A 24,355-nucleotide genomic window follows, 5' to 3' on the forward strand; every position below is an offset into this window, starting at 1 on the left:
CGCGGTCACGTCGCGCGCACGTAGTCGCCGGGGGCGGGGACGAGGGCGTGCAGCCCGCGCCCGCCCAGCTCCGCCGGGGCGTCGACCTCGTCGCCGCAGCGCTGACCGAGCCACTCGGCGTGGTCGGGCCACCACGACCCCTTGACGGTCTCGGCCACCGCCAGCCACGCGTCGGCGTTGATCGGCGTGGGTGTCCGCGACGCCGGGGGCGCGACGCGGAAGCCGGCCTTGGGGTTGCCGGGCGGGTTGACCAGCGAGGCGATGTGCCCGCTCGTCGACAGCACGAACCGGCTCTCGCCGCCCAGGAGCTGCGTGGTGCGGAAGCAGGACTGCCAGGCGCAGAGGTGGTCGGCGATGCCCGCGATGACGTACATGTCGCGGTCGACCTTCGACAGGTCCACCGGCGTGCCCAGCATCGTCGTGGAGTTGGGGACCACGAGCGCGTTGGCGACGGCGATGTCGATGAAGTCACGGTGCAGCCCGGCCGTCATGCGGGTGGTGTCGGCGTTCCAGAACAGGATGTCGAACGCTTTCGGCGGGCGGCCCTTGAGGTAGTTGTTCACCCAGTAGGACCAGATGAGGTCGTTGGGCCGCAGCCAGGCGAACACCTCGGCCAGCGTGCGGCCGTCGAGGTAGCCCTTCTTCTGCGACGCCTCCACGGCCTGGCGCGCGGTGTCCGGGTCGAGCAGTGCGCCCGTGGTGCCGGCCTTGGCCTGGTCGAGGACCGTGACGGCGAAGGTCACCGACGCCACGCGCTCCTGGCCGCCCGTGGCGGCGAGGTGGCCCAGCAGCATCGAGGTGATGATCCCGCCCGAGCAGAACGCCATGAGCGCCGTGCTGGACCGGCGGCTGATCGTCTCGCAGGCCGCCATGGCGTCGAGGATCGCGGAACCGTAGGTGTCGAGGTCCCAGGCCGCGTGCTCCTCGGTCGGGTTGCGCCACGACATGAGGAACACCTGCTGGCCGGACTTCAGCAGGTTCTCGACGATGCTGCGGCCCGGCGCGAGGTCGGCCACGTAGTACTTGTTGATCGTCGGCGGGATGATCAGCAGCGGGGTCTCGCGGACCGTGGGGGTCTGCGGCAGGTACTGGATCAGCTCGAAGACCGGGGTGCGCAGCACGACCGCGCCCGGGGTGCAGGCGACGTCCTCGCCGACGGTGAACGCGTCGGGCTCGACCATCGACGGCACCCGCGGCTTCGTCGCGAGGTCGCCGACGAGCCGCCGGACGCCGCTGACGATGCTCGCGCCGCCGGTCTTGCGCGCCTCCTGCCACAGCGCGGGGTTGAGCAGGCTGTTGCTCGGCGCCAGGGCGTCGACGACGTTGCTCACGGCGAACTGGATGCGCTCGTGGTCGGCCCAGTCGAGGCCGGCGTCCTCGACGAGGTCGGCCGCGGTGCCGCCGGCGGCGATGTGGGCCTGCACGAGCCGGTGCAGCAGCGGGTTCTCCGTCCACGCCGGGTCGGCGTAGCGCTTGTCCTTGGGGCCCGGCTCGAGCTCGGAGGCGCCGACGCCGATCTTCGCGAGCTCGGCGGCGAGGCCGGCTCCGCGGCGGGTGAGCGTGACCGGCTTCGTGGCCAGCGCGGCGGCCATCCGCAGACCGGCCCCGCCGGGCAGGATCCGGCGCAGCGGGCCCAGCGCGCCGTCGGACAGCAGCATGTCCAGACCGGTGGCGACGTCGGGATCGGCGGACTGCTCGGCCGTCATCGTGGCTCCCTGGTGCTCTCGGAGGCGGTCGTCCTCGCAGCATGGGCGGCGGGGGCGGTCGCGGGCAAGTCGGGGGCGGGCACCCCCGGAGGTGCGGACGGGTGGGCCACCACGGGCGTGCCGGGCTGGGTGCGCATCGCCCGCAGCCGGTCGGAGCGGCGGGGCCGGGGCTCGGGGTGCGAGGGCCGGACCTGCTCGACGGCGTTGTTGAGGTGCGCGCCGAGCACGATCGAGAGGCCCAGCAGGAACCCGAACAGCAGGAACGCGATCGGGGTGGCCAGCGCGCCGTAGGTGTAGCCGGTGCTCGTCAGCACGGCGATGTAGACGCGCAGGCCGGTGGCGCTGGCGATGAACACCACCATCGCGAGCAGCGCGCCGGGCAGCAGGCGCCGCCAGGGCAGCGTGTGCGGCAGCGCGAGGCGGTACATCGCCGTGAGCACGAGCACGGTGATGAGGGCGGCGCCGGGGTAGTAGAAGGCGCCGATGAGCGACGTCGCCGCGCCCCGCCACGACTCCGGCAGGACCTGGGGGAGCAGGTCGGGACCCAGCGCGATGACCGGCAGCGTGAAGATCGCGACGACGAGCGCGAGCAGGTAGACCAGCAGCGAGAAGATCCGCTGCCACACGGGGTGGCGCACGAGCTTCTGCCCGTGCGCCTCGGTGATCGAGTCGACGAGCGAGGCGATGGCCGACGACCCCGCCCACAGCGCGATGACGAACCCGACCGACACGACGTCGGCGCGGCCGTCGGTGAGGATGCTCGACGCGGTCGGCGCGATGATCTCGTCGACGACGTCGGGGGTGAACACCTGCCGGGCGAAGGTGACGATCGACTCCTCCACCACCCGCACGGTGCCGTTGCCGAACCAGTCGCCGACGTAGCCCAGCGACCCGAGCAGCGCGAGGAACAGCGGGGGCAGCGAGAGCGCCTGCCAGAACGCCGCCTGCGCGGAGTGGGAGAAGATGTCCTGGTCCCAGGCGCCGCCGAGCGTCCGGCCGACCACCCGTCGCCACGGCGGTGCGGGGTCGGTGCTGGTCGGCGCGTCGCTCATGGTCCGCCCAGGATGGACCACGGGGTGCCCCGGTGCCGGGCGCGACGGGTCTCGGCGAGTCGGGCGAGACCACCCCGTAACCTGGTCGGCGGTCCCCCCGGAAGCCCCGCAGTCTTGGAGTCGTGTGTCCCAGGCCCCCCAGCTGGCTGCGTCGGCCCGCCCGATGCGCGCCTGGCAGCGCAAGGCGCTGAGCCGCTACCTCGCCACCGGTCCCCAGGACTTCCTCGCCGTCGCCACGCCGGGCGCGGGGAAGACGGCGTTCGCGCTGCGCGTCGCGTCGGAGCTGCTGGCCGACCGGACGATCTCGAACATCACGGTCGTCGCGCCCACCGAGCACCTCAAGTACCAGTGGAGCCAGGCCGCGGCGGCCGTCGGCATCGCGCTGGACCCGGAGTTCCGCAACTCCGCGGGCGGCACGTCGTCGGACTACACGGGGATCGCCGTCACCTACGCCGGCGTCGCGGCCCACCCGCTGCTGCACCGGGCCCGCACGGAGAACCGGCGCACGCTCGTCGTCCTCGACGAGGTCCACCACGCGGGCGACGCCCGGTCGTGGGGCGACGCCGTCAAGGAGGCGTTCGACCCCGCCGCGCGGCGCCTGACGCTCACCGGGACCCCGTTCCGCTCCGACGACAACCCGATCCCGTTCGTCGACTACCTCCCCGACGCCGACGGGGCCCTGCGCAGCCGCTCGGACCACTCCTACGGCTACGCGGAGGCCCTCGCCGACGGCGTGGTCCGGCCGGTGGTGTTCCTGGCCTACTCGGGCGTCTCCAGCTGGCGCACGAGCGCGGGCGAGGAGATCACCGCCCGCCTGGGCGAGCCGCTGACGGCCGAGCAGACCGCGCGGGCCTGGCGCACCGCGCTCGACCCGGGCGGCGAGTGGATCCCCGCCGTCCTCGCCGCGGCCGACAAGCGGCTCACCGGGCACCGCCTGGGCGGCATGCCCGACGCCGGCGGCCTCGTCATCGCCTCCGACCAGACCACCGCGCGGGCCTACGCCGCGATCCTCACCGACGTCACCGGGACGCCGCCGGTGCTCGTGCTGTCCGACGAGGCCGGGTCGTCCGAGCGCATCGCGCGGTTCAGCACGTCGACCGACCGGTGGATGGTGGCGGTCCGGATGGTGTCCGAGGGCGTCGACGTCCCGCGGCTCGCCGTCGGGGTCTACGCCACGAGCGCGTCGACGCCGCTGTTCTTCGCGCAGGCGATCGGGCGCTTCGTGCGGTCGCGGCGGCCGGGGGAGACGGCGTCGGTGTTCGTCCCCAGCGTGCCGGTCCTGCTGGGCCTGGCGAGCGAGCTGGAGGCCCAGCGCGACCACGTCCTGGGCACGCCGCACCGCGCCGAGGAGCAGTGGAACGACGAGGAGCTGGCGGCGGCGAACCGGCAGGAGGACGAGCCGGGGGAGGACGAGCCGTCGTTCACCGCGCTGGGCGCCAACGCCGAGCTCGACCAGCTCATCTACGAGGGCACCTCGTTCTCCGCCGACGAGGAGGACTACCTGGGCCTGCCCGGCCTGCTCGAGCCCGACCAGGTGCGCACGCTGCTCGACCAGCGGCAGACGGAGTGGCTGAGCCGTTCGGGTCGTGCGGCGCGCACCGCGCCCGCCGTCGTCCCGCCGCCGTCGGCCGAGCCCGCCGAGCGTCCCCAGCAGTCGGTGCGGGAGCGGATCGCGGCGCTGCGCAAGGAGCTCAACACCCTCGTCGCGCTGCACCACCACCGCACGAACAAGCCGCACGGGAAGATCCACAGTGAGTTGCGGACGCTGTGCGGCGGCCCGCCCACGGCGATGGCCAACATGGAGCAGCTGGAGGAGCGCATCGCGACGCTCCGCAGCTGGCGCTGACCCGCCCCCCTAGCCACCCCCCCGGCGAGTTTGCCGCCCGCGCCCGGCGAGTTTGCCGCCCGCTCCCCGCGAGTTGGCCGCCGGCGCCCGGCGAGTTCGCCGCCGGGGCCCGGCGAGTTGGCGCCGGCGCCCAGCGAGTCTGCGGCTGCCGCCCCGCGAGTCGCGCGTCGCGGCCGGGGCCCGGGCCACCACCGCCTGCACCCCCGTGGGACGGCCCGGCGCCGGAAGTGTGTCGTGGCAGCCCACACGGCGGCCCTCCAGTGACGGTCTCGGCGGTCAAGGACAGAGGGCGGCCGGTGATCGTCAGGAGTGCGACGTAGCAGCCCCCTCGACGACCCTCCAGTGACGGCCTTATCGATCAAGGGCAGAGGGCGGGCCGGTGATCGCCGGGAGTGCGACGTGAGCGCCCCTGCCGCGACCCTGGCGTGACGGTTCCGGCGATCAGAGGAGCGGACGAAGGGCGATCGCGGTCCGCCCAGCCACCCGGCTCGATCGCGACGTGCCGTCGGGGGCGATCCGCGTGCACGTCCCCGATCGGTGGGCCGGCACGTCCACCGAGCGCGAGCGGCAAACTCGCGGGGCGTCGACGCGAACTCGCCGGTCGTGAGCGGCGAACTCGCCAGGCGGGAGCGGCGAACTCGCTGAGCGCCGGTCGCAAACTCGCGGGGCGGGAGCGGCGAACTCGCCGGGGGAGGGAGGGGTGCAGACGGCCGGAGGGGCGGGGACCGTGTGGTCCCCGCCCCTCCGGGTGTCGTGTGTGGGTGGTGTGCCGGCGTCCGGGCCGGCGCCGATCAGCTGCCGGTCTCGACGCTCGCTTCGAGCTCGCGGAGCTTGTCGGCGTGCGCCCGGCCGTGGTGCCCGCAAAAGAGCAGTTCTCCGCCGGACGGCAGGATGGCACGGACCTTCGCAGCCGCTCCGCATCGGTCGCAGCGGTCGGCAAGGGTCAACTCGGGCCGGGTCAGGGTTCCTGGCTGCATGGCGGTCTCCCTCCGTCTCGGCTCCGGAGGCCCGGAGCCGCGTTCCTGGACGACCGCTTGCGCGGTGTGTCCACTCTCCCAGACGTTGCACACCCCCGCACGTGTTCCCGGGGCGAGTCGCGACGGTCATCACGTTTGACCGTGAGTGACCGGTGCGGTGACGCCCAGGTGGCCTGTGCGGGACCTTCGTTGACTACGAGTGAATGATGCGTGCCGGGAAGTGACACCGCAAGGTGGCGCGGCTGAAGACTTGTGGCGCGCTTGTTACGTTCTGGATTCATGGTCACCGCCATCCACCAGCGGGTTCCCGCGCCCGTGCTGTTCGTCGCGGGCGGCCTGTCGATGTACGTCGGAGCAGCCCTGGCCGTGGGCCTGTTCGACGTCCTGCCGCCCACCGTGGTGGCCCTGCTGCGCCTGCTGGGGGCCGCCGTGGTGCTGCTCGCCTGGCGCCGCCCCGGGCGGGCGGCGTGGCGCGGATCACGTCTGGCGCGGGCCTGCGCCTTCGGTCTGGCGACCGCGCTGATGAACCTCGCGTTCTACGAGGCGATCGCCCGGCTGCCGCTCGGCACGGCCGTGGCGGTCGAGTTCGTCGGGCCCGTGGCGGTCGCGGCGGTGGCCTCGCGGCGCCCGCGGGACGTGGCGGCCGTCGCCCTGGCCGCACTCGGCGTGGCGCTCATCGCGGATGTGCGCTGGTCAGGCAGCCCGTCGGGGGTGCTGTGGGCGCTCGCGGCGGCGGGCATGTGGGCGGCGTACATCCTGCTCGGCAAGCGCGTCGCGACCGCGGGCAACGGGCTCGACGACATGGCCGTCGGCTTCACCGTCGCCGCCGTCCTGCTCTCCCCGCTGCTGCTGGTCGGCGGCCCGGCGGCGCTGGGCGCGCTCGCCGACCCGGCCGTGCTGCTGCTGGCCGTCGGGGTGGGCGTGCTGTCCAGCGTCGTCCCCTACGTCCTGGACCAGCTCGTGCTGCGCCGGGTCGGCCAGGCCCGGTTCGCGGTGCTCCTCGCGCTGCTCCCGGCCACGGCCACCGTCGTCGGGCTCGTCGCGCTCGCGCAGGTGCCGACCCTGCTCGAAGGGGTGGGCATCGCGGCCGTCATCGGCGCCGTCGCGCTGCGCTCGCGCGACGGCGACGTGGTTCTGGATGCGGACCTCCGGTAACCCGTTCACGGACCGTAGTCCACTCTGATGTGACTCTCCGTCACCGATTTCGACCCGTTCGCGCCGCCCCTGCGTCCCAGCATCCGGACGCGCCGGGCACGTGTCCGGCTCAGCCCGGCGGGGGAGTGCGGAGCCGGGCCGCGAGCGCCGGGAAGTGGCCGGGCCGCTCGCCGAACTCGAAGACCTCCGCGGCCGGACCGACGATGAGCCGGTCGGGGTCGGTGCCGACCTCGAGGTCCTTGCCGGGGTAGTCGAACAGCCGCAGCACGTTGCGCATGGCCTCGAGCCGTGCGCGCTTCTTGTCGTTGCTCTTGATCACCGTCCAGGGTGCGTCGGCGGTGTCGGTGTAGAAGAACATCGCCTCCTTCGCCTCGGTGTAGGCGGCCCACTTGTCCAGCGACGCGAGGTCCATGGGGCTGAGCTTCCACTGCCGGACGGGGTCGACCTGGCGGATCGTGAAGCGGGTGCGCTGCTCGTTCTGCGACACCGAGAACCACAGCTTGACCAGGTGGATCCCGCTGCGGACGAACATCCGCTCCAGCTCCGGGGCCTCGCGCATGAACTCCATGTACTCGCGGGCCTCGGCGAACCCCATCACCCGTTCGACGCCCGCGCGGTTGTACCAGCTGCGGTCGAACAGGACGATCTCCCCGGCGGCGGGCAGGTGGGCCACGTAACGCTGGAAGTACCACTGGGTGGACTCGCGCTCGGTCGGCTTCTCCAGCGCGACGACCCGGGCGCCGCGCGGGTTGAGGTGCTCCATGAACCGCTTGATCGTGCCGCCCTTGCCCGCCGCGTCGCGCCCCTCGAACAGGATGACGACCCGCTGCCCGGTCTCCTTGATCCAGTTCTGGAGCTTGAGCAGCTCGATCTGCAGCAGCCGCTTGCCGCGGTCGTAGTCGGCGCGCGAGAGCCGCTCGTCGTACGGGTAGCCCTCCCGCCACGTGTCGACATGGGCGCCGTCGGGGCCGACGAGCACGGGGTCGTCGTCGTCGGAGTCGTCGACGCGCAGGGCCGAGTGGTCGGCGAGGAGGTCGGGGAGGTCCACGCGCGCACGATCGCCGGTCGGGATGGCCGGACGGTGAACGCCGCGTGGACGCCCGCGGTCGTCACACCCGCGCCGCCCCCCCCGCCGCTGTTAGTCCGAACGGAGCAACGCTGAGTGGTCGTCACAACAAACTCGGGCCGATGTCACCAGAACGTGACCGAAACGCGATGACTTGAACGATCCAGTGTGCTTGGCACCACTCCAGGTGGGGGCATACGTTGCCGGTCACAACATTCCCCTCCTCCGACGACGTGGAAGGTCCCACAGCATGCGCACCAGGAGAACCGCTCAGCTCGCACTCGGGCTGGGAGTAGCACTCACGCTGGCCGCGTGCGGTCAGAACGCCGCCGCGCCGACCGCCGCACCGGGCGCCGAGGTGGCGGAGGACGCGCCGCGCGTCGGCGTGATCCTCCCGGAGACCGAGAGCTCCGCCCGCTGGGAGGGCTTCGACCGCCCCCTGCTCACCGCCGCGATGGCCGAGGCCGGCCTCGACGCCGACATCCAGAACGCGCAGGGCGACGAGCAGACCTTCGCGACCCTGGCCGACGGCTTCATCGCCAGCGGCGTCGACGTCCTCGTCATCGCCGCCATCACCAGCGAGTCGGGTGCCGCCGTGGCCGCGAAGGCCAAGGCCCAGGGCATCCCGACGATCGACTACGACCGCCTGAGCCTCGGCGGCTCCAGCGACTACTACGTGTCCTTCGACAACGAGGGCGTCGGCGCGCTGCAGGGCGAGGGCCTGGCCCAGGCGCTGAGCGGGGCCCAGGGCGCCCAGATCATCGAGATCCGCGGTGCGCCCACCGACAACAACGCGACGCTGTTCTACAACGGCGCGCAGACCGTGCTCAAGCCGCTCTACGACTCGGGCGCGCTGAGCCTGGTCGCGAGCCAGCCGATCGAGGACTGGGACAACCAGATCGGCGGCACCACCTTCGAGCAGCTGCTCACCAGCAACGGCGGCCAGGTCGGCGGCGTGCTCGCCGCCAACGACGGCCTCGCCGGCGCGATCATCACCGTGCTGCAGAAGTACGGCCTGAACGGCTCCGTGCCCGTCACCGGCCAGGACGCCACCCCGGACGGCCTGCAGGCCATCCTGCGCGGCGACCAGTACATGACGGTCTACAAGCCGATCCAGGAGGAGGCCCAGGCCACCGCGGAGCTCGCCGCCGCCCTGGCCGAGGACGACACCGCGGCCGCCGACGCCATCGCGACCGGCACCGTCGACGACCCGGAGGGCAACCGCCAGGTCAAGTCGGTCCTGCTCACCCCGCAGCTGATCACCCGCGACAACGTCAAGACCGTGATCGACGACGGCGCGGTCCCCGCGTCCGAGGTCTGCGTCGCCGACCTGGCCGCGGCCTGCACCGAGCTCGGCATCAGCTGACCCACTACCCCTCGTGCGCGGGAACCGTGGCCCCGGCCACGGTTCCCGCGCACAGGCACGGAGGTGCCGCATGAGCGACCCGATCCTGCAGTTGCGCGGGGTGAACAAGAGCTTCGGCGCCGTGCAGGTGCTGCACGACGTCGACTTCACGGTGCGGGCCGGTGAGGTCACCGCGCTCGTCGGTGACAACGGCGCGGGCAAGTCCACGCTGGTCAAGTGCGTGGCGGGCATCCACCCGACCGACAGCGGCGAGGTGCTGTTCGACGGGCAGCCGGTGACGGTCGCGGCCCCGGCCGACGCCGCCAAGCTCGGCATCGAGGTCGTCTACCAGGACCTGGCGCTGGCCGACAACCTCGACATCGTGCAGAACATGTTCCTCGGCCGCGAGCGCGGGAAGCCCTGGCTGCTCGACGAGGCCGACATGGAGCAGGCGGCGCGCGACACCCTCGCATCGCTGTCGGTGCGCACGGTCACCTCCGTCCGCATGCCCGTCGCGGCGCTGTCGGGCGGGCAGCGGCAGACCGTCGCCATCGCCAAGGCCGTCCTCTGGGACTCCAAGGTCGTGCTCCTCGACGAGCCGACCGCGGCGCTGGGCGTCGCCCAGACCCGCCAGGTGCTCGACCTGGTCCGCCGCCTCGCCGAGCAGGGTCTCGGCGTCGTGCTGATCAGCCACAACATGGCCGACGTGTTCGAGGTCTCCGACCGGATCGCGTGCCTCTACCTCGGACGGATGGTGGCCCAGGTGCCGACGAAGGACGTCAGCCACGGCCAGGTCGTGGAACTCATCACGGCCGGCCGCTCCGGCGACCTGGGCCTGCAGCGTCCCGAGGCGGTGACGGTCTGATGACGGCCCCCGAGAAGCCCGACCTCGAGAAGAAGTCGGCGGCCGAGCGCGCCGCGCCGGCGTCGAGCCGCGCGGCCGACTTCGGCATCGACACCACCGCCCGCACCACGGGCCAGGCCGTCGCGGGCTACCTGCGCGGCCTGCGCACCGGCGAGCTCGGCGCGCTGCCCGCGCTGCTGGGCCTGCTGGTGCTGCTCGTCCTGTTCAGCGCGCTGGACTCCACCGGCACGTTCCCCAGCCTGCTCAACCTGGCCAACCTGCTCCAGCAGGGCGCCGGGCGCACGATCATCGCGATGGGCCTGGTCTTCGTCCTGCTCACCGGGGAGATCGACCTGGCGGCCGGTACGGCGTCGGGCCTCGCGGCCGCGGTCATGGCGCTGCACCTGGTGAGCGGTGGCAACCTGCTGGGTGGCATGGGCACCACGGTGTTCGTGCTGTTCCTGCTGGTCGTGGTGCTGGCCATCGTGCTGGCGCTGCTGCTGCGGATCTGGGCGGGCGCCGCGCTCAGCGCCGTGGCCCTGCTGCTCCTGGTGATCGGCTTCCCGCCGAACCCGTGGCTGCAGATGCTGCTCGCGGTGTGCGTCGGCGTGGTCATCGGCTGCATCACCGGGTTCCTGGTGGCGCGGATCGGCATGCCGTCGTTCGTCGTCACGCTGGCCCTGTTCATCGCCTGGCAGGGCATCATCCTGGCGCTCATCGGCGACGGCGGCACGCTCGGCCTGCGCGACCCGGTGATCAACGCGGTCGCCAACGGCAACCTGTCGACGCTGGGCAGCTGGGTGCTGTTCGTCGTCGCCGCGGGCGGCTACGCGGCCGTCCTGCTCAACCGGCAGGTCTCGCGGCGCAAGCTCGGCCTCGTCGCGCAGCCCACCGGGCTGGTGCTGATCAAGGTCGGGGCCGTGGTCGTGCTGGGCGCGATCGCCACGTTCCTGCTCACGCAGAACCGCTCGCCGGGCGACACCCTCATCGAGGGCGTGCCCTACGTGGTGCCGATCGTGCTGGCGCTGCTGGTCATCGGCACCTACGTGCTCGACCGCACCCGATTCGGCCGCCACGTCTACGCGGTCGGCGGCAACCGGGAGGCCGCACGGCGCGCCGGCATCGACGTCGTGCGCATCCGGGCGTCGGTGTTCGTCATCGCGTCGGTGTTCGCGGCGATCGGCGCGATCGTCTACTCGTCGAAGGTCGGGTCGGTCAGCCCAGGCGCGGGTGGCGGCAACACGCTGCTGTTCGCGGTCGGCGCGGCCGTCATCGGCGGCACGTCGCTGTTCGGCGGGCGCGGGCGCATCAGCAACGCGGTGATCGGCGGTGCGGTCCTCGCGACCGTCGAGAACGGCCTGGGCCTGCTCCGGCAGCCCGCGGCCGTGGTGTTCGTGGTGACCGGGCTGGTGCTGCTGCTGGCGGCGTCGGTCGACGTCCTCTCGCGGCGGCGGTCTGCGGTCGCCGGCAGGTGAGCACCGCCGACGGGCCCGGGGACCGGCGGTGAACCGGGCCTGGGTGGGGGAGCACGGCAGCGGCTCGTCGGGGGCCCGCCCCGACGAGGCGCGCCGGCACAACCGGGCCGCGCTCCTGCGCCGCCTGCACGTCGACGGACCCTGCACGCGGGCCGTGCTGGCCGCGGAGCTGGGGCTCAACCGCAGCACGATCAAGGCGGTGGTGGACGGCCTGGCGGAGTCCGGCGTCGTCACCGAGGCCGTCCCGGCGCGCCGCACGGGCGCCGGGCGGCCCTCGCTCATGGTGCTGCCGCAGCCCGAGTCGGCGGTGGTGCTCGCGGTCGACGTGCGGGTGGAGCAGGTCGCGATGTCGATGGTCGGGCTCGGCGGCCAGGTGATCGGGCGGCACAGCTGGAACCTGCGCCGCTCCACCCGCACCCCGGGTGAGGTGATCACCCACGTCGCCGAGTCGGCGCAGCTCCTCGCCGAGGAGCTCGCCGTGACCCCGTCGGGCGCGGGCATCTCGGTGCCCGGCGTCGTCCGCCGCGACGACGGCTGGGTGCACGAGGCGCCCAACCTCGAGTGGCGCGACATCGCGCTCGGGGCCCGGCTCGCGTCGGTGCTCCGGCTGCCCGTGCAGGTGGCCAACGACGCCGAGATGGGCGCGCTGGCCGAGCACGTGCGGGGCGTCGCGCGGGAGGTCGCCGACCTCGTCTACATCTCGGCGGACAAGGGCGTCGGCGGCGGCGTCATCTCCTCGGGACGGCCGCTGCGCGGCACCCGCGGCTACGTCGGCGAGCTCGGCCACCTGGTCGTGCGGCCCGGTGGGCGGCCCTGCTACTGCGGGTCGCGCGGCTGCTGGGAGACCGAGGTGGGGGAGGCGGCGCTGTGCCGCGCGCTCGGGATGCCCGAGGACACCCCGCGCGGCGTCGTCGTCGCGGAGCTGCGGTCGCTGGAGACGGCGCCGGTGCCCGGCCCGCTCGACGAGTTCGCCGAGTGGCTGGCCACCGGGCTCGTGACCGTCGTCAACATGATGGCGCCCGAGCTGGTGGTGCTCGGCGACCTGTTCACGGCGCTGCCGCCCGCCGTCGTCGGGCACGTCCGCACGCTGGTGCACGAGCGCAGCCTGGTCAGCCGGGCCGTGGGCGGGACGCGGATCGAGACCAGCCCGCTGGGCCGCGACGCGAAGCTCGTCGGGGCGGCGGAGCTGGCGTTCGAACCCGTGCTGGGAGCGGTCTAACCGCGGGTGACGTTCAGCTCCACGTCGCGCCCGTCGATCCCGTCCACCCGCACGAGCAGGCCGCCGACCGGGGCGCTCTCGCCCGGCGCCAGCGTCGCGGAGTCGCCGCGGGCCGACACCGTGACCGCGGCCGGCGTGATGGCCGAGATCCGCAGATCGCGCTCCAGCGAGCCGATCTCGACCTCCACGGTCTGCTCACCGGACAGCGAGATCGAACAGACGCCGCCCGAGCAGCTGCTGGAGCGGGACGTGCCCGTGCAGGCGCCGAGGGCGAGCAGGGCGGACAGGACGACGAGGACGACGCGGGCGCGCACGGGGCTCTCCGGAGGGGATCGGGTCGGGTGTGACGCGGCCCAGTCTCGGGCACGGGGCCGGGAGGGGTCCCGGCGCGTGGCGGGGTCCGGGCGCGCCGCGTAGAGTCCGGCCAGACCCGCGGGAGCCCACGATCCGAGGCTGAGAGGGCGGCAGGACACGGCCGTCGACCGTTCGAACCTGACCCGGTTAGCACCGGCGTAGGGAGGACCGTCATGGCCCGTGCTCTCACTGTCCTGCTCGCGACGCTCTCGCTCGTCCTGGCCGCCTGCTCCGGCTCGCCGCCCGGGGAGGCGCCGATCCGCGTGGCGCTGGACTGGACGCCCAACACCAACCACACCGGCCTCTACGTCGCGCAGGCGGAGGGCTGGTTCGCCGAGGCCGGGCTCGACGTCGAGATCCTGCCCTACAACTCCACCTCGCCCGACACGCTCGTGTCGGCGGGCGCCGCGGAGTTCGGCATCTCCTTCCAGGACTCCTTCACCTACTCCAAGGCCGCGGGCGCCGACATCACCTCGGTGATGGCCGTGCTCCAGCACTGGGGCAGCGAGATCGCGGTGCGCGCCGACCGCACCGACATCACCAGCCCCGCCGACCTCGACGGATCCGTCTACGGCGGCTTCGGCGGCCCGGGCGAGACGCCGAAGATGCAGGCCGTGATCCGCGGCGCGGGCGGGACGGGCGACTTCGAGACCGTCGTGCTGGGGACGTCGGCCTACGAGGCCCTGTACGCCGGCGACGTCGACTTCACCGAGCCGTTCGTCGCCTGGGAGGGCATCGAGGCGGAACTGCGCGGCGAGCCGCTCAAGACCTTCGCCTACACCGACTACGGCTTCCCCGACGCCTACAGCGTGCTGCTCATCGGCAACTCGCCCTGGCTCGCGGAGCACCCCGACGAGGCCCGCGCGTTCGTGCAGGCCGCCCAGCGCGGCTACCGGCTCGGCGCCGACGACCCCGCGCGCGCCGCGCAGCTGCTCATGGACGCCAACCCCGGTGTCTTCGCCGAGCCCGAGCTCGTGACGCGCAGCCAGGACGTGCTGGCGGCGGAGTACCTGCGCGACGAGTCGGGCGCGGTGGGGCCGCAGACGCTGGAGCGCTGGAGCGGCTACTCCGGGTTCGTCGTCGACTCCGGGTCGCTGACGGGGCCGGACGGGGGGCCGGTGACCGAGCGCCCGGACTTCGCGACGTGGTTCACCAACGAGTACCTGGCGCCGTGACGACCCGACTCGTGACGACCCGACTCGCTCGCCACGAGACCCCGGCTCGCGGGGGTCGGGGGATGGTGTGGCCCGCGCTGCTGCTCGTCGCGCTCGGGCTCGCGGCCTGGCAGATCGGCGTCGACGCCTCGGGCGTGCGGCCGCAGGTGCTGCCCTCGCCGCTGCGGGTGGTGGAGCAGGGCTGGGCCCACCGCGGGCCGATCTGGGAGAACACGGTGCCGACGCTGCAGGCCACGGCCGTGGGGTTCACGGTGTCGCTCGCGCTGGCCTGGGCGCTCGCCGTCGCCGTCGACTTCTCCCCGTGGCTGCGCCGCGCGCTGACCCCGCTGCTGGTGGCGTCCCAGACGCTGCCGATCATCGCGATCGCGCCGCTGCTGATCATCTGGCTGGGGTTCGGGCTGGCTCCCAAGGTCGTCGTCATCGCGCTGGTGACGTTCTTCCCGATGGCGGTGGGGCTGATCGAGGGGTTCGCGTCGACGCCGCGGCAGGCCACCAGCCTGCTGCGCAGCATGGGCGCCTCGCGCTGGGCGCAGTTCCGCCACGTCCGGCTGCCCGGCGCCATGCCCTCGTTCTTCACGGCCCTGCGCATCGGCATCACCTACGCCGTGACCGGGGCGATCTTCGCCGAGTACGTCGGCGCGACGGCCGGGCTCGGGATCTTCATGAGCGTGCAGAAGAACTCGTTCCGCACCGACCTGGTGCTCGCCGCCGTCGTCGTGACGGCGCTGCTGTCGGTGGCGCTGTTCGCGCTGACGTTCCTCGTGCAGCGGCTGGTGGCCCCGTGGAGCCGCGACGGCGGGAGCCGGGATGTCTGAGTCGAAGCTGATCGTCGACCACGTCCACCTGGCGTTCGGCGACCTGCCCGTCCTCGACGGCGTCGCGTTCGACGTGGCGCCGGGGGAGTTCGTGTCGCTGGTCGGGCCCAGCGGCTGCGGCAAGTCGACGCTGTTCGACGTGATCGCGGGCCTGCGCCGGCCCGACGCCGGGCGGGTCGTCGTCGACGGGGAGGACGCGACCGGCCGCGTCGACCCCTTCGCCTACATGCCCCAGCAGGATCTGCTGTTCCCGTGGCGCACGGTGCTCGACAACACCGCGCTCGGGCTGGAGGTCGCCGGCGTGCCGCGTCGCGAGGCCCGGCGGCGGGCGGGGGAGCTGTTCGGCCCGTTCGGCCTCGCCGGGTTCGAGCGGGCCCGGCCCGCGGAGCTGTCGGGCGGGATGCGCCAGCGCGCCGCGCTGCTGCGGACCGTCGTGCAGGACCGGGCGGTGCTGCTGCTCGACGAGCCCTTCGGCGCGCTCGACTCGCTCACCCGCGCCGACCTGCAGGCCTGGCTCGACGACGTGCGCGCCGGCTTCGGCTGGACCGTCCTGCTCGTCACCCACGACATCCGCGAGGCCGTGCGGCTCTCCGACCGGGTCGTGGTGCTCGGGCCGCGGCCCACGCGGGTGCGCCGCGAGGTCACCGTCGACCTGCCGCGCCCGCGGGCGACGGAGGCGGTGCTGTCGCCCGCTTTCGCGGCGGTCGAGGCGGAGGTGCTGGCGGCGCTGCGCGGGGCCTGAGCCGGCGTACCCGGTCGAGGCTCTCCCGGTCGACGGCGTCAGGCAGTCAGGCGCAGGCCCTGCGGCGAGCCGAGGTCGGCGAGGTCGGCGCGCAGCGCGCGGGTGTCGGGGTGGTCGGGGCCGAGCAGGTCGGTGCAGTCGGCCAGCGCCCGCTCCAGCGCCGCGGCGGCCTCCCGCTCGCGCCCGAGCGCGGCGAGGCAGCCGGCCAGGGCCGCGCGGACGGTGATCGTGTGCAGGTGGCGGGCGCCGTGGGCGAACTCGGTGTCGCGCAGGGCCGACTCCAGGACGGTGACGGCCGCGGCGGGCTGCCCGGCGGCGGCCTGGGCCAGCGCGAGGCCGGTGCGGGCGGCGATCGTGGCGAGGTCGGCGGGACCGAGGTCGCGGCGGCGGGCGTCGGCCACGCGGGAGGCCAGGTCGACGGCCTCGGCGTGGCGGCCATCGAGGCGGTAGGCGGTGGCCAGGGCGTCGCGGGCGTCGAGCGTGCGGGCGTCGTCGGGGCCCAGGACGCGCACGCGGGCGTCGACGACGGAGAGCAGGAGCTCGACCCCCTCGCCGGGCCGCTCGGCGGCCGCGGTGGCGACGGCGAGGTTGCCCTCCGCGACGAGCGTGTCGGGGTGGTCGTCGCCGAGCAGGGCCCGGCAGGCGACGACGGTGGACGTCAGCAGGCGTACCGCCTCGTCGGGCTGCCCGTCGGCGAGCCGGGCCGCGGCCTCCGCGTTGCGCTCCGCGAGCGCCTCGACGCGCTCCGCGCGCGTGCCGTGCCGGGGCGCGTCGGAGCGCCGGTCGTCCTTGCGGTTCCACCACGCCATGTCGCGAACGGTACGGTTCCTGCGGCCGTTCGTGGCACATCCTGTGATCTGTTCGGTGCAACCGGGACGCTTCTTCACCGGCTGTGAGGGTCGGATCACGACGGGGTGATCTCCTACGATGGCGGCGTGCGACTGACGCGCAGCGCCCGCAAGCACGGGCTCACCGCCGACGAGGTCCGCCGCGTCCTCGACGCCCCGCTGCGCTCGGTGCGCCAGCCCTCCCCGCACGGCGAGGTCGTGCTCCACATCGGGGTCACCGACCGGCGCGACCTGGTCGAGGTGGTCGTGGCGCCGGGCGACCCGCCGGTCGTGCTGCACGCCATGCGCCTGCGCCCCGGCAACTACGGGCACCTGACCGGCGGACCCGCGGCGTTACACCCCACGGCGAACCCGACCGGAAGGGATGACGTGCGGGAACGCGGCTAACCGATCCGTCCCGCGCAGCGATACCCCGGGCATGACCGTGATCACCTCGTCGACGGCCCCCGGCCGCGTCGTCGCCCCCGGCCCGCACCTCATGGCCGTCCCCGCCGTCGACCGCGTCGTCGGCGTGCTGTTCGCCCTGACCGTCACCCTGTTCCTCATCGGCCTCGTCGTCCTCGGGCTCTGAGCACTTCGGGCGGCGCCCGCCCCGCGTAGCCTGCGCGGGTGACGAGCGCTCCCGGCCACACCGTCCTCGCCGACGCCGACGGCACCGCGTACGCCTCGCTGCGGGCCCGTCCCGTCGAGCGGTCCGAGCGCCACGCGATGGGCCGGGCCCTGCGCAAGCGGGTGCCGCGCTCGTCGCTCGCCGACTGGGCGGCGCTGCCCGGCCGCCCCGATCCCGTCGCGCAGATCGCGGAGTCCCACGTCGGGCGCGTCGAGTCGCTCGTGCCGATCCGCGTCGGCCGGATGACCGCCTCCCCGTACGGCTTCCTGCGCGGCACCGCCGTCGTCATGGCGACGGACGTGGCCTCGCTGCCGCGCACCGGCATCACCCCCGTCGTCTGCGGGGACGCCCACCTGGGCAACTTCGGCTTCTACGCCTCGCCCGAGCGCGACCTCGTCATCGACCTCAACGACTTCGACGAGGCCCACCCCGGCGCGTGGGAGTGGGACCTGCGCCGGCTCGTCGCGAGCACGTGGGTGGCCGGGCGGCACGGGAAGGCGTCGGAGGAGCAGTGCGACGAGGCCGTCCGCACCTGCGTGTCGGCCTACCGCGACGAGGTGCGGTACCTGTCGGAGAAGCCGCTGCTCTCGCGCTCCTACGAGCGCCTCGACGTCGACCGGCTCGCCGAGGAGAGCCCGCGCGCGCTGCGGACCGAGGTGGTCCGGGCCGCGCGGCGGGCGCGGCGGCGCACCGGTGACCGCGCGCTGCCCCGGTTCACCGAGGAGTTCAACGGGACGCGGCGCCTGGTCGAGGAGCCGCCGCTGATCACGCGGCTGCCCGGCAGCGAGGCCGACCTCGTCGCGGAGGCGCTGGACGACTACCTGCAGACCCTCGCCCCGCACTGGCGGCGCGTGCTGGGCGGCTACACGCTGCTCGACGTCGGGCACAAGGTGGTCGGCGTCGGGAGCGTAGGGCTGCGCGCCTACGTGGCGCTGCTGGAGGGCTCTGCGCCCGACGACGTCGTGTTCCTGCAGCTCAAGCAGGCGCGGCGCTCGGTCCTGGCCCGGCACGTGCACGGCGACTCCGCACTGCACGCCCACCAGGGCCAGCGCGTCGTGGAGTACCAGCAGGCGCTGCAGACCGTGAGCGACCCGCTGCTGGGCTGGGCCGGCGTCGGCGACCTCCAGTTCTACGTGCGCCAGTTCCGCGACATGAAGGGCTCGATCGACCTCGAGGGCATCCGGCCGGCCGCGCTCGTCGACTACGCCGGGGTGGTCGGGCACCTGCTCGCCAAGGGCCACGCGCGCACCAGCGGGGCGTCGATGATCGCGGGCTACGTCGGACGCGGCGACAACCTCGACCGCGCGCTGAGCACGTTCGCCCGCCGCTACGCCGACCAGACCGAGGCCGACCACGCCGCGCTCGTCGCCGCCGTCCGGCGCGGGCAGGTGGCCTGCGAGCCGGGGTACTGACGTGCGGATCGCGTCGCTGCTGCCCGCCGCCACCGAGATCGCCGCGGCCGTGGGCCTCGTCGACGACCTGGTGGCGGTCACGTTCGAGTGCGACCACCCGGCCGGGATCCGCGACCGCGTGCCCGTCGTCGTCGACACCCCGCTGGCCGCCGGGCTCACCCCCGGCGAGATCGACGCGGCGGTGCGCGAGCGGATGGCGGCGGGGCTGCCGATGTACGAGGTCGACGCGGCCGCGCTGGGCCGGCTCGCGCCCGACCTGATCCTCACCCAGGACCTGTGCCGGGTCTGCGCGCTGCCCGCGGGCTCGGTCGCCGACGCGCTGGCCCTGCTCGGCTCCGACGCCGAGGTCCTGTCGATCGACCCGCACTCCGTCGACGACGTGCTGGCCTCGATCAGCGAGGTCGGGCACCGCGGTGGCGCGTCCGCACGGGCGGACGCGCTGGTGGGGGAGCTGCGGGAGCGGCTGGCGGCCGTCGCGGACGCGGTGGCGGGGCGGGCGCGCCCCCGCGTGCTGGTGCTGGAGTGGACCGACCCCCCGTTCCTGGCCGGGCATTGGGTGCCCGAACTCGTGCGCCGGGCCGGGGGCGAGCCGGTCGGCGGTGCCGACGCCGGGCGCAGCACCACCGCGACCTGGGAGTCGCTCGCCGCGCACGCCCCCGACCTCGTGGTGGTCGCGCCGTGCGGCTACGGCCTCGAGGACGCCGTCGCGCAGGCCGGGCAGGTCCGCGACCTGCTCCCCGCGGTGCCGGTGGTGGCGATCGACTCCGCCGCCTACGTCGTCCGCGCCGGCCCCCGGCTCGTCGACGGGATCGAGGCGCTGGCCTGGGCGCTGCACCCCGACGCGGTTCCGGAGCCGCCGGTGGGGCGGGTGGTGGGGGTGCGGGGCTGATCGGCCCGCGCCCGTGCCGGCGCCGTTGCGGCGGCGACGCGGCCGGCTTCGCGGGCGGCGGGTGCCCGCCGTCACCCCCGCGTCAAGATCGCGTCAACTCCGGGCTCCGGCCCGTCAAGCACCCGTAGCGGCGGCCCCGCGGTTCCCCGGGCCGGCGCAGGCTCGGCCCGTCCACCGGAACGGCCGGTGGGGTGGAGGGGTGGGAGCGATGGCGGACGTCGCGTACGTGCTGCTGGTCGTCGGCGGGTTCCTGGTGCTCGCGACGGCCCTGCGCGGGCTGGAGCGGCTGTGAGTGCCACGAACGCCGTCGGGGCCGTGCTGGCGCTGGCGCTGCTCGCGTACCTGTTCGTGGCGATGGTCCGCCCGGAGCGGTTCTGATGACGACGACGGTGGCCGGGCTCCTGCAGGTCGGTGCGCTGCTGGTGCTGCTCGCGGTCGTGCACGTCCCGTTCGGCGACTACATGGCCCGGGTCTACGGCAGCGGGGTCCACGGCAGCGGGCGGCACTGGCGGGTGGAGCGGGCGTTCTACCGCGTGGTCCGGGTCGACCCGGACTCCGAGCAGCGCTGGCCGGTCTACGCCGCCGCGCTGCTCGCCTTCTCGTTCGTCTCGGTCCTGTTCCTCTACCTGCTGCAGCGCCTGCAGGGTCTGCTCCCGCTGAGCCTGGGGCGCGGCGCGGTGGAGCCGGGGATCGCGTTCAACACCGCGGTGTCGTTCGTGACCAACACGAACTGGCAGTCCTACGTGCCCGAGACCGCCATGGGCCACCTCGTGCAGATGGCCGGGCTGACGGTGCAGAACGTCGTGTCGGCGGCGGTCGGGATGGCCGTGGCGGTCGCGCTGGTGCGCGGGTTCGCCCGCAGCGGCGGTGACGGGCGCATCGGCAACCTGTGGGTCGACCTGACCCGCGGCGTGGTGCGGATCCTGATGCCGGTGTCGGTGGTCGCGGCGCTGGTGCTGCTCGCGATGGGCGTGACGATGTCGCTGCGCGCGGGCGTCGACGTCACCGGTGTCGACGGCGCGACGAGCACCATCGCGCTGGCTCCCGCGGCGAGCCAGGAGGCCGTGAAGCTGCTGGGCACCAACGGCGGCGGTGTCTTCAACGCCAACTCCGCGCACCCCTTCGAGAACCCCGACGGCCTGACGAACCTCGTCGAGGTCCTCCTGCTGCTCGTGATCCCGGTGTGCCTGACGCGCACGTTCGGGACGATGGTCGGCGACGTCCGCCAGGGCCGGCTGCTCGTCACCGTGATGGCCGGGCTGTGGGGGCTGCTGCTCGCGGTGGCCTGGGTGGCCGAGAGGTTCCCCAACGGGCCGGCGCACCTGCTGGCCGGCGGGGCGATGGAGGGCAAGGAGACCCGCTTCGGCATCCCGGGGTCGGTGCTGTTCGCGATCTCCACCACCGGCACGTCGACGGGCGCGGTCAACAGCCTGCACGACGGGTTCACCGGCCTCGGCGGCGGGATGACGCTGCTCAACATCCTGTTCGGGGAGGTCGCGCCGGGAGGGGTCGGCGCCGGGCTCTACGGAATCCTCGTGCTCGCCGTGATCGCGGTGTTCCTGGCCGGGCTGATGGTCGGGCGCACGCCGGAGTACCTGGGCAAGAAGCTCGGGCGCGTGCAGATCACGGCCGCGGCCGTCGCGATCCTGGCGATGCCGACGGTGGTGCTGCTCGGCACCGGCGCGGCGCTCGCCCAGCCCGCGGAGATCGACGCGGTGCTGGCCAACTCGGGCCCGCACGGGCTGTCGGAGGTGCTCTACGCCTACGCCAGCGCGGGCAACAACAACGGCAGCGCGTTCGCCGGGCTGACCGCCACCAGCGGCTGGTTCCAGGCCTCGCTCGGGATCGCCATGCTCGTCGGCCGGTTCGTGCCGATCCTCGCGGCGCTCGCCCTGGCCGGGTCGCTGGCCACACAGCGCCGCTCCGAGCCGGGTGCAGGCAGCCTGCCCACCTCCGGCCCCCTGTTCGGCGTCCTCCTGGGCGGCACCGTCGTCCTCGTCGCCGCCCTCACCTTCTTCCCGGCCCTCGCGCTGGGACCGTTCGCGGAGGCACTGCTGTGACCGCTGGACTCGTGACACCCGGACCCCCCGTGCAGGACCGGCGGGAGCAGGCGCCGGTCGCGGCGGGTGCGTTCTCCCCGTCGCAGCTCGCGGCCGCCCTGCCCGGGGCGCTGCGCAGGCTCGACCCGCGCGCGCAGCTGCGCAACCCCGTCATGTTCGTCGTCTGGGTCGGGTCGGTGCTGGTCACCGTCCTGACGGTGCTCGACCCGAGCGTCTTCTCCGTCCTCATCGCGGTGTGGCTGTGGTTCACCGTGCTGTTCGCGAACCTGGCCGAGGCCGTGGCGGAGGGCCGTGGCAAGGCGCAGGCCGAGGCGCTGCGGCGCACGAAGACCGGGTCGGTCGCGCGGCGGCTGCGGGCCGACGGCACCGAGGAGCGGGTGCCCGGCACACAGCTCACGATCGGCGACCGGGTCGTCGTCGAGGCGGGGGAGCTCGTGCCCGGTGACGGCGATGTCGTCGAGGGCATCGCCACCGTCGACGAGTCGGCGATCACCGGGGAGTCCGCGCCGGTCGTGCGCGAGTCCGGGGGCGACCGCTCGTCGGTCACCGCCGGCACGACCGTGCTCTCGGACCGGATCGTCGTGGAGGTCACGACGCGGCCGGGGGAGTCGTTCGTCGACCGGATGATCGCGCTGGTCGAGGGCGCGCAGCGGCAGAGGACGCCCAACGAGATCGCGCTGACGATCCTGCTGTCCGCGTTGACGATCGTGTTCCTGCTGGCCGTCGTCGCGCTGCAGCCGATGTCGGCGTACTCGGGGCGGGAGCAGTCGCTCGTCGTGCTGACCGCGCTGCTGGTGTGCCTGATCCCGACGACGATCGGCGCGCTGCTCTCCGCCATCGGGATCGCCGGGATGGACCGGCTCGTGCAGCGCAACGTGCTGGCGACGTCCGGGCGGGCTGTGGAGGCCGCGGGCGACGTCGACACGCTGCTGCTCGACAAGACCGGCACGATCACCTTCGGCAGCCGCCGGGCGACCGAGCTCGTGCCCGTCGACGGGACGCCGCCCGCGGAGCTCGCCGCCGCGGCCCGGCTCTCCAGCCTGGCCGACACGACACCCGAGGGCCGCTCGATCGTCGCGCTGTGCGCGGCCGAGCACGGTCTGCCCGCCGAGGCGACGGCGCAGGAGGCCGTGCTGCGGTTCGTCCCGTTCACCGCGCAGACCCGGATGTCGGGCGTCGACGCCGGTGGCCGGGAGATCCGCAAGGGCGCGGCGTCGGCGGTGCTGGCGCGGGTCGACGCTCCGTCGGCGCAGGCGCGGGAGGTCGTCGACCGGATCGCAGGCGAGGGCGCGACGCCGCTGGTCGTCACGGACGGCGGCCGGGTGCTGGGCGTCGTGCGGCTCTCCGACGTCGTCAAGCCCGGCATGCGCGCGCGGTTCGAGGCGATGCGCGCGATGGGCATCCGCACGGTGATGGTCACCGGCGACAACGCGCTCACCGCGGCGGCCATCGCGCGGGAGGCGGGCGTCGACGACGTGCTGTCCGAGGCCACGCCCGAGGACAAGATGGCGCTGATCCGGAAGGAGCAGGAGGGCGGGCGGCTGGTCGCGATGACCGGCGACGGCACGAACGACGCGCCCGCGCTCGCGCAGGCCGACGTCGGCGTCGCCATGAACACGGGAACGGCCGCGGCCAAGGAGGCCGGCAACATGGTCGACCTCGACTCGGACCCGACGAAGCTCATCGAGATCGTCGAGATCGGCAAGCAGCTGCTCATCACCCGCGGCGCGCTCACGACGTTCTCGGTGGCCAACGACCTCGCCAAGTACTTCGCGATCCTGCCGGCCATGTTCGCGGCGCTGTACCCGCAGCTCGACCGGCTCGACGTCATGGCGCTGGCCACACCGCAGTCGGCGATCCTGTCGGCGGTGATCTTCAACGCGCTGGTCATCGTCGCGCTGATCCCGCTGGCGCTGACCGGCGTGCGCTACCGCCCCACCGGTGCGGTGGACCTGTTGCGCCGCAACCTGTTGATCTACGGGCTGGGCGGCGTCGTCACGCCGTTCGCCGGGATCTTCCTCATCGACCTGCTCGTCCGCCTCGTCCCGGGGATCTGATGCTCACCACCATCGCCCGCCAGTCCGCGGCCGCCGTCCGCGTGCTGCTCGTCCTGACCCTGCTGCTCGGGCTCGTCTACCCGCTGGGGATCTGGCTGGTCTCGCGCCTGCCGGGGCTGTCGGGGCCCGCGGAGGGCTCGATCCTGCGCTCCGCGGACGGCACGGCCGTCGGGTCGTCGCTGATCGGGATCGACCCGGTCGCCGCCGACCCGGCCGCCGACCCCTTCTTCCACACCCGGCCCTCGGCCACGGCGCAGGACGGCCTGGGCCTGGACCCGGGCGACCCGTCGACGTCGGCGGGCGCCAACCTCGGCGGCTTCGACGACGGGCTGGTGGCAACGGTCGCGGCGCGGCGGGAGGCGGTCGCGGCGCGCGAGGGCGTCGACGTCGCCGCGGTGCCGGTGGACGCGGTGTCCAGCTCGGCCTCGGGGATCGACCCGGGCATCAGCCCCGCCTACGCCGCCCTGCAGGTGGCGCGGGTGGCGCGGGTGACGGGGCTGTCCGAGGACGAGGTGCGCGCCCTGGTCGCCGAACACACGCACGGCCGGGCGCTGGGGTTCCTCGGGGAGCCCGCGGTGAATGTGACGGAGCTGAACCTGGCGGTGGCGGGGGCGCGGCGGGGCTGACCGGGAGGGTCAGGAAAGCCACGTTCCCGCCCTCTGAGGGCAGGAACGTGGCTTTCCTGCAACGGGGCGGGAGCCTGCACCG

General features: G+C 74.0%; 23 protein-coding genes. 17 read left to right on the forward strand and 6 right to left on the reverse strand.

Translation table 11 applies throughout. The features are described from left to right. Positions 1 to 5 precede the first annotated feature (5 nt). Both I4I82_RS27840 and I4I82_RS27845 read right to left on the reverse strand, forming a co-directional pair. Positions 6 to 1,706 carry a PHA/PHB synthase family protein gene (locus I4I82_RS27840; protein WP_218596217.1) on the reverse strand — a complete coding sequence of 567 codons (1,701 nt, stop codon included), beginning with the start codon at positions 1,704 to 1,706 and terminating at the stop codon, positions 6 to 8. Then, positions 1,703 to 2,758, reverse strand: a complete 1,056-nt coding sequence (locus I4I82_RS27845) for a YihY/virulence factor BrkB family protein (protein ID WP_218596218.1) — start codon at positions 2,756 to 2,758, stop codon at positions 1,703 to 1,705. The genes I4I82_RS27840 and I4I82_RS27845 overlap by 4 nt, the downstream gene beginning before the upstream one ends. A 163-nt stretch (positions 2,759 to 2,921) precedes the next feature. Between I4I82_RS27845 and I4I82_RS27850 the strand changes: the two genes are divergently transcribed. Beyond that, complete coding sequence (locus tag I4I82_RS27850; protein ID WP_218596538.1) at positions 2,922 to 4,604, forward strand: DEAD/DEAH box helicase; 1,683 nt, start codon at positions 2,922 to 2,924, stop codon at positions 4,602 to 4,604. A 791-nt stretch (positions 4,605 to 5,395) separates the two neighbouring features. Here I4I82_RS27850 and I4I82_RS27855 read toward each other — a convergent pair. Then, on the reverse strand, positions 5,396 to 5,581 hold the full coding sequence (locus I4I82_RS27855; RefSeq protein ID WP_172164684.1) for a DUF7455 domain-containing protein: 186 nt from the start codon (positions 5,579 to 5,581) through the stop codon (positions 5,396 to 5,398). Positions 5,582 to 5,860: 279 nt separating this feature from the next. On the opposite strand from I4I82_RS27855, the gene I4I82_RS27860 reads away from it, so the two are divergent. Continuing rightward, entirely contained in the window at positions 5,861 to 6,736 is an 876-nt protein-coding gene (locus I4I82_RS27860; protein WP_225920705.1) for an EamA family transporter, read from the forward strand. A gap of 109 nt (positions 6,737 to 6,845) precedes the next feature. Here I4I82_RS27860 and ppk2 read toward each other — a convergent pair whose 3' ends face one another. Beyond that, positions 6,846 to 7,784, reverse strand: a complete 939-nt coding sequence (ppk2, locus tag I4I82_RS27865; RefSeq protein ID WP_218596219.1) for a polyphosphate kinase 2 — start codon at positions 7,782 to 7,784, stop codon at positions 6,846 to 6,848. 268 nt (positions 7,785 to 8,052) lie between these two features. Between ppk2 and I4I82_RS27870 the strand changes: the two genes are divergently transcribed. The 4 genes from I4I82_RS27870 to I4I82_RS27885 all read left to right on the forward strand — a co-directional run bounded on the left by I4I82_RS27870 (position 8,053) and on the right by I4I82_RS27885 (position 12,685). Then, entirely contained in the window at positions 8,053 to 9,168 is a 1,116-nt protein-coding gene (locus tag I4I82_RS27870) for a sugar ABC transporter substrate-binding protein (RefSeq protein ID WP_218596220.1), read from the forward strand. 70 nt (positions 9,169 to 9,238) lie between these two features. After that, a complete protein-coding gene (locus I4I82_RS27875) occupies positions 9,239 to 10,012 on the forward strand; it encodes an ATP-binding cassette domain-containing protein (RefSeq protein WP_218596221.1) in 774 nt (257 codons plus the stop codon). Then, positions 10,012 to 11,466 (forward strand): sugar ABC transporter permease, encoded by a 1,455-nt coding sequence (locus I4I82_RS27880; RefSeq protein ID WP_218594462.1) that lies wholly within the window; start codon positions 10,012 to 10,014, stop codon positions 11,464 to 11,466. The genes I4I82_RS27875 and I4I82_RS27880 overlap by 1 nt, the downstream gene beginning before the upstream one ends. A 28-nt stretch (positions 11,467 to 11,494) precedes the next feature. Then, positions 11,495 to 12,685 (forward strand): ROK family protein, encoded by a 1,191-nt coding sequence (locus tag I4I82_RS27885; protein WP_226370282.1) that lies wholly within the window; start codon positions 11,495 to 11,497, stop codon positions 12,683 to 12,685. Here the strand turns inward: I4I82_RS27885 and I4I82_RS27890 are convergent. Continuing rightward, entirely contained in the window at positions 12,682 to 12,999 is a 318-nt protein-coding gene (locus tag I4I82_RS27890; RefSeq protein WP_218596222.1) for a hypothetical protein, read from the reverse strand. The genes I4I82_RS27885 and I4I82_RS27890 overlap by 4 nt on opposite strands. Before the next feature lie 213 nt (positions 13,000 to 13,212). Here I4I82_RS27890 and I4I82_RS27895 point away from each other — a divergent pair, with 213 nt between their 5' ends. The 3 genes from I4I82_RS27895 to I4I82_RS27905 all read left to right on the forward strand — a co-directional run bounded on the left by I4I82_RS27895 (position 13,213) and on the right by I4I82_RS27905 (position 15,771). Beyond that, positions 13,213 to 14,214, forward strand: coding sequence for an ABC transporter substrate-binding protein (locus I4I82_RS27895; protein ID WP_218592659.1), 1,002 nt, complete (start codon positions 13,213 to 13,215; stop codon positions 14,212 to 14,214). Between the two features lie 62 nt (positions 14,215 to 14,276). Beyond that, positions 14,277 to 15,029: an ABC transporter permease gene (locus tag I4I82_RS27900; protein ID WP_218592660.1), complete on the forward strand. Its 753-nt coding sequence runs from the start codon at positions 14,277 to 14,279 to the stop codon at positions 15,027 to 15,029. Continuing rightward, a complete protein-coding gene (locus tag I4I82_RS27905; RefSeq protein WP_218592661.1) occupies positions 15,022 to 15,771 on the forward strand; it encodes an ABC transporter ATP-binding protein in 750 nt (249 codons plus the stop codon). Before I4I82_RS27900 ends, I4I82_RS27905 begins: the two co-directional genes overlap by 8 nt. A 38-nt stretch (positions 15,772 to 15,809) precedes the next feature. On the opposite strand, the gene I4I82_RS27910 is transcribed toward I4I82_RS27905, so the two are convergent. Further along, entirely contained in the window at positions 15,810 to 16,580 is a 771-nt protein-coding gene (locus I4I82_RS27910; protein WP_218592662.1) for a tetratricopeptide repeat protein, read from the reverse strand. A gap of 126 nt (positions 16,581 to 16,706) precedes the next feature. Here I4I82_RS27910 and I4I82_RS27915 point away from each other — a divergent pair, with 126 nt between their 5' ends. From I4I82_RS27915 to I4I82_RS27950, 8 genes are all read left to right on the forward strand, one after another. Further along, positions 16,707 to 17,006, forward strand: a complete 300-nt coding sequence (locus tag I4I82_RS27915; RefSeq protein ID WP_218592663.1) for a hypothetical protein — start codon at positions 16,707 to 16,709, stop codon at positions 17,004 to 17,006. Positions 17,007 to 17,037: 31 nt separating this feature from the next. Further along, positions 17,038 to 17,190, forward strand: coding sequence for a hypothetical protein (locus I4I82_RS27920; protein ID WP_218592664.1), 153 nt, complete (start codon positions 17,038 to 17,040; stop codon positions 17,188 to 17,190). A gap of 38 nt (positions 17,191 to 17,228) precedes the next feature. Then, positions 17,229 to 18,641, forward strand: coding sequence for a DUF2252 domain-containing protein (locus tag I4I82_RS27925; RefSeq protein ID WP_226370283.1), 1,413 nt, complete (start codon positions 17,229 to 17,231; stop codon positions 18,639 to 18,641). A gap of 1 nt (position 18,642) precedes the next feature. Continuing rightward, entirely contained in the window at positions 18,643 to 19,530 is an 888-nt protein-coding gene (locus I4I82_RS27930) for an ABC transporter substrate-binding protein (RefSeq protein ID WP_218592665.1), read from the forward strand. Positions 19,531 to 19,818: 288 nt separating this feature from the next. After that, a complete protein-coding gene (gene kdpF, locus I4I82_RS27935) occupies positions 19,819 to 19,908 on the forward strand; it encodes a K(+)-transporting ATPase subunit F (RefSeq protein WP_218592666.1) in 90 nt (29 codons plus the stop codon). Further along, complete coding sequence (kdpA, locus tag I4I82_RS27940) at positions 19,908 to 21,590, forward strand: potassium-transporting ATPase subunit KdpA (RefSeq protein WP_218592667.1); 1,683 nt, start codon at positions 19,908 to 19,910, stop codon at positions 21,588 to 21,590. The genes kdpF and kdpA overlap by 1 nt, the downstream gene beginning before the upstream one ends. A gap of 29 nt (positions 21,591 to 21,619) precedes the next feature. Continuing rightward, positions 21,620 to 23,647: a potassium-transporting ATPase subunit KdpB gene (kdpB, locus tag I4I82_RS27945; protein WP_226370284.1), complete on the forward strand. Its 2,028-nt coding sequence runs from the start codon at positions 21,620 to 21,622 to the stop codon at positions 23,645 to 23,647. After that, positions 23,647 to 24,273, forward strand: a complete 627-nt coding sequence (locus I4I82_RS27950; RefSeq protein ID WP_218596223.1) for a potassium-transporting ATPase subunit C — start codon at positions 23,647 to 23,649, stop codon at positions 24,271 to 24,273. Before kdpB ends, I4I82_RS27950 begins: the two co-directional genes overlap by 1 nt. Positions 24,274 to 24,355 lie beyond the last annotated feature (82 nt).

The sequence above is a fragment of the Pseudonocardia oceani genome, assembly GCF_019263585.2.
In the GTDB taxonomy this organism is placed as follows: Bacteria; Actinomycetota; Actinomycetes; order Mycobacteriales; family Pseudonocardiaceae; genus Pseudonocardia; species Pseudonocardia oceani.

Bases quoted from the DNA above. Each gene is read 5' to 3' on its own strand.
- I4I82_RS27950 (WP_218596223.1), top strand. From the start codon at position 23,647: ATGCTCACCACCATCGCCCGCCAGTCCGCGGCCGCCGTCCGCGTGCTG.
- kdpA (WP_218592667.1), top strand. From the start codon at position 19,908: ATGACGACGACGGTGGCCGGGCTCCTGCAGGTCGGTGCGCTGCTGGTG.
- I4I82_RS27860 (WP_225920705.1), top strand. From the start codon at position 5,861: ATGGTCACCGCCATCCACCAGCGGGTTCCCGCGCCCGTGCTGTTCGTC.
- I4I82_RS27900 (WP_218592660.1), top strand. From the start codon at position 14,277: ATGGTGTGGCCCGCGCTGCTGCTCGTCGCGCTCGGGCTCGCGGCCTGG.
- I4I82_RS27920 (WP_218592664.1), top strand. From the start codon at position 17,038: ATGACCGTGATCACCTCGTCGACGGCCCCCGGCCGCGTCGTCGCCCCC.
- I4I82_RS27840 (WP_218596217.1), bottom strand. From the start codon at position 1,706: ATGACGGCCGAGCAGTCCGCCGATCCCGACGTCGCCACCGGTCTGGAC.
- I4I82_RS27875 (WP_218596221.1), top strand. From the start codon at position 9,239: ATGAGCGACCCGATCCTGCAGTTGCGCGGGGTGAACAAGAGCTTCGGC.
- I4I82_RS27870 (WP_218596220.1), top strand. From the start codon at position 8,053: ATGCGCACCAGGAGAACCGCTCAGCTCGCACTCGGGCTGGGAGTAGCA.
- I4I82_RS27905 (WP_218592661.1), top strand. From the start codon at position 15,022: ATGTCTGAGTCGAAGCTGATCGTCGACCACGTCCACCTGGCGTTCGGC.
- I4I82_RS27910 (WP_218592662.1), bottom strand. From the start codon at position 16,580: ATGGCGTGGTGGAACCGCAAGGACGACCGGCGCTCCGACGCGCCCCGG.
- I4I82_RS27895 (WP_218592659.1), top strand. From the start codon at position 13,213: ATGGCCCGTGCTCTCACTGTCCTGCTCGCGACGCTCTCGCTCGTCCTG.
- I4I82_RS27855 (WP_172164684.1), bottom strand. From the start codon at position 5,581: ATGCAGCCAGGAACCCTGACCCGGCCCGAGTTGACCCTTGCCGACCGC.
- I4I82_RS27880 (WP_218594462.1), top strand. From the start codon at position 10,012: ATGACGGCCCCCGAGAAGCCCGACCTCGAGAAGAAGTCGGCGGCCGAG.
- I4I82_RS27845 (WP_218596218.1), bottom strand. From the start codon at position 2,758: ATGAGCGACGCGCCGACCAGCACCGACCCCGCACCGCCGTGGCGACGG.
- I4I82_RS27850 (WP_218596538.1), top strand. From the start codon at position 2,922: ATGCGCGCCTGGCAGCGCAAGGCGCTGAGCCGCTACCTCGCCACCGGT.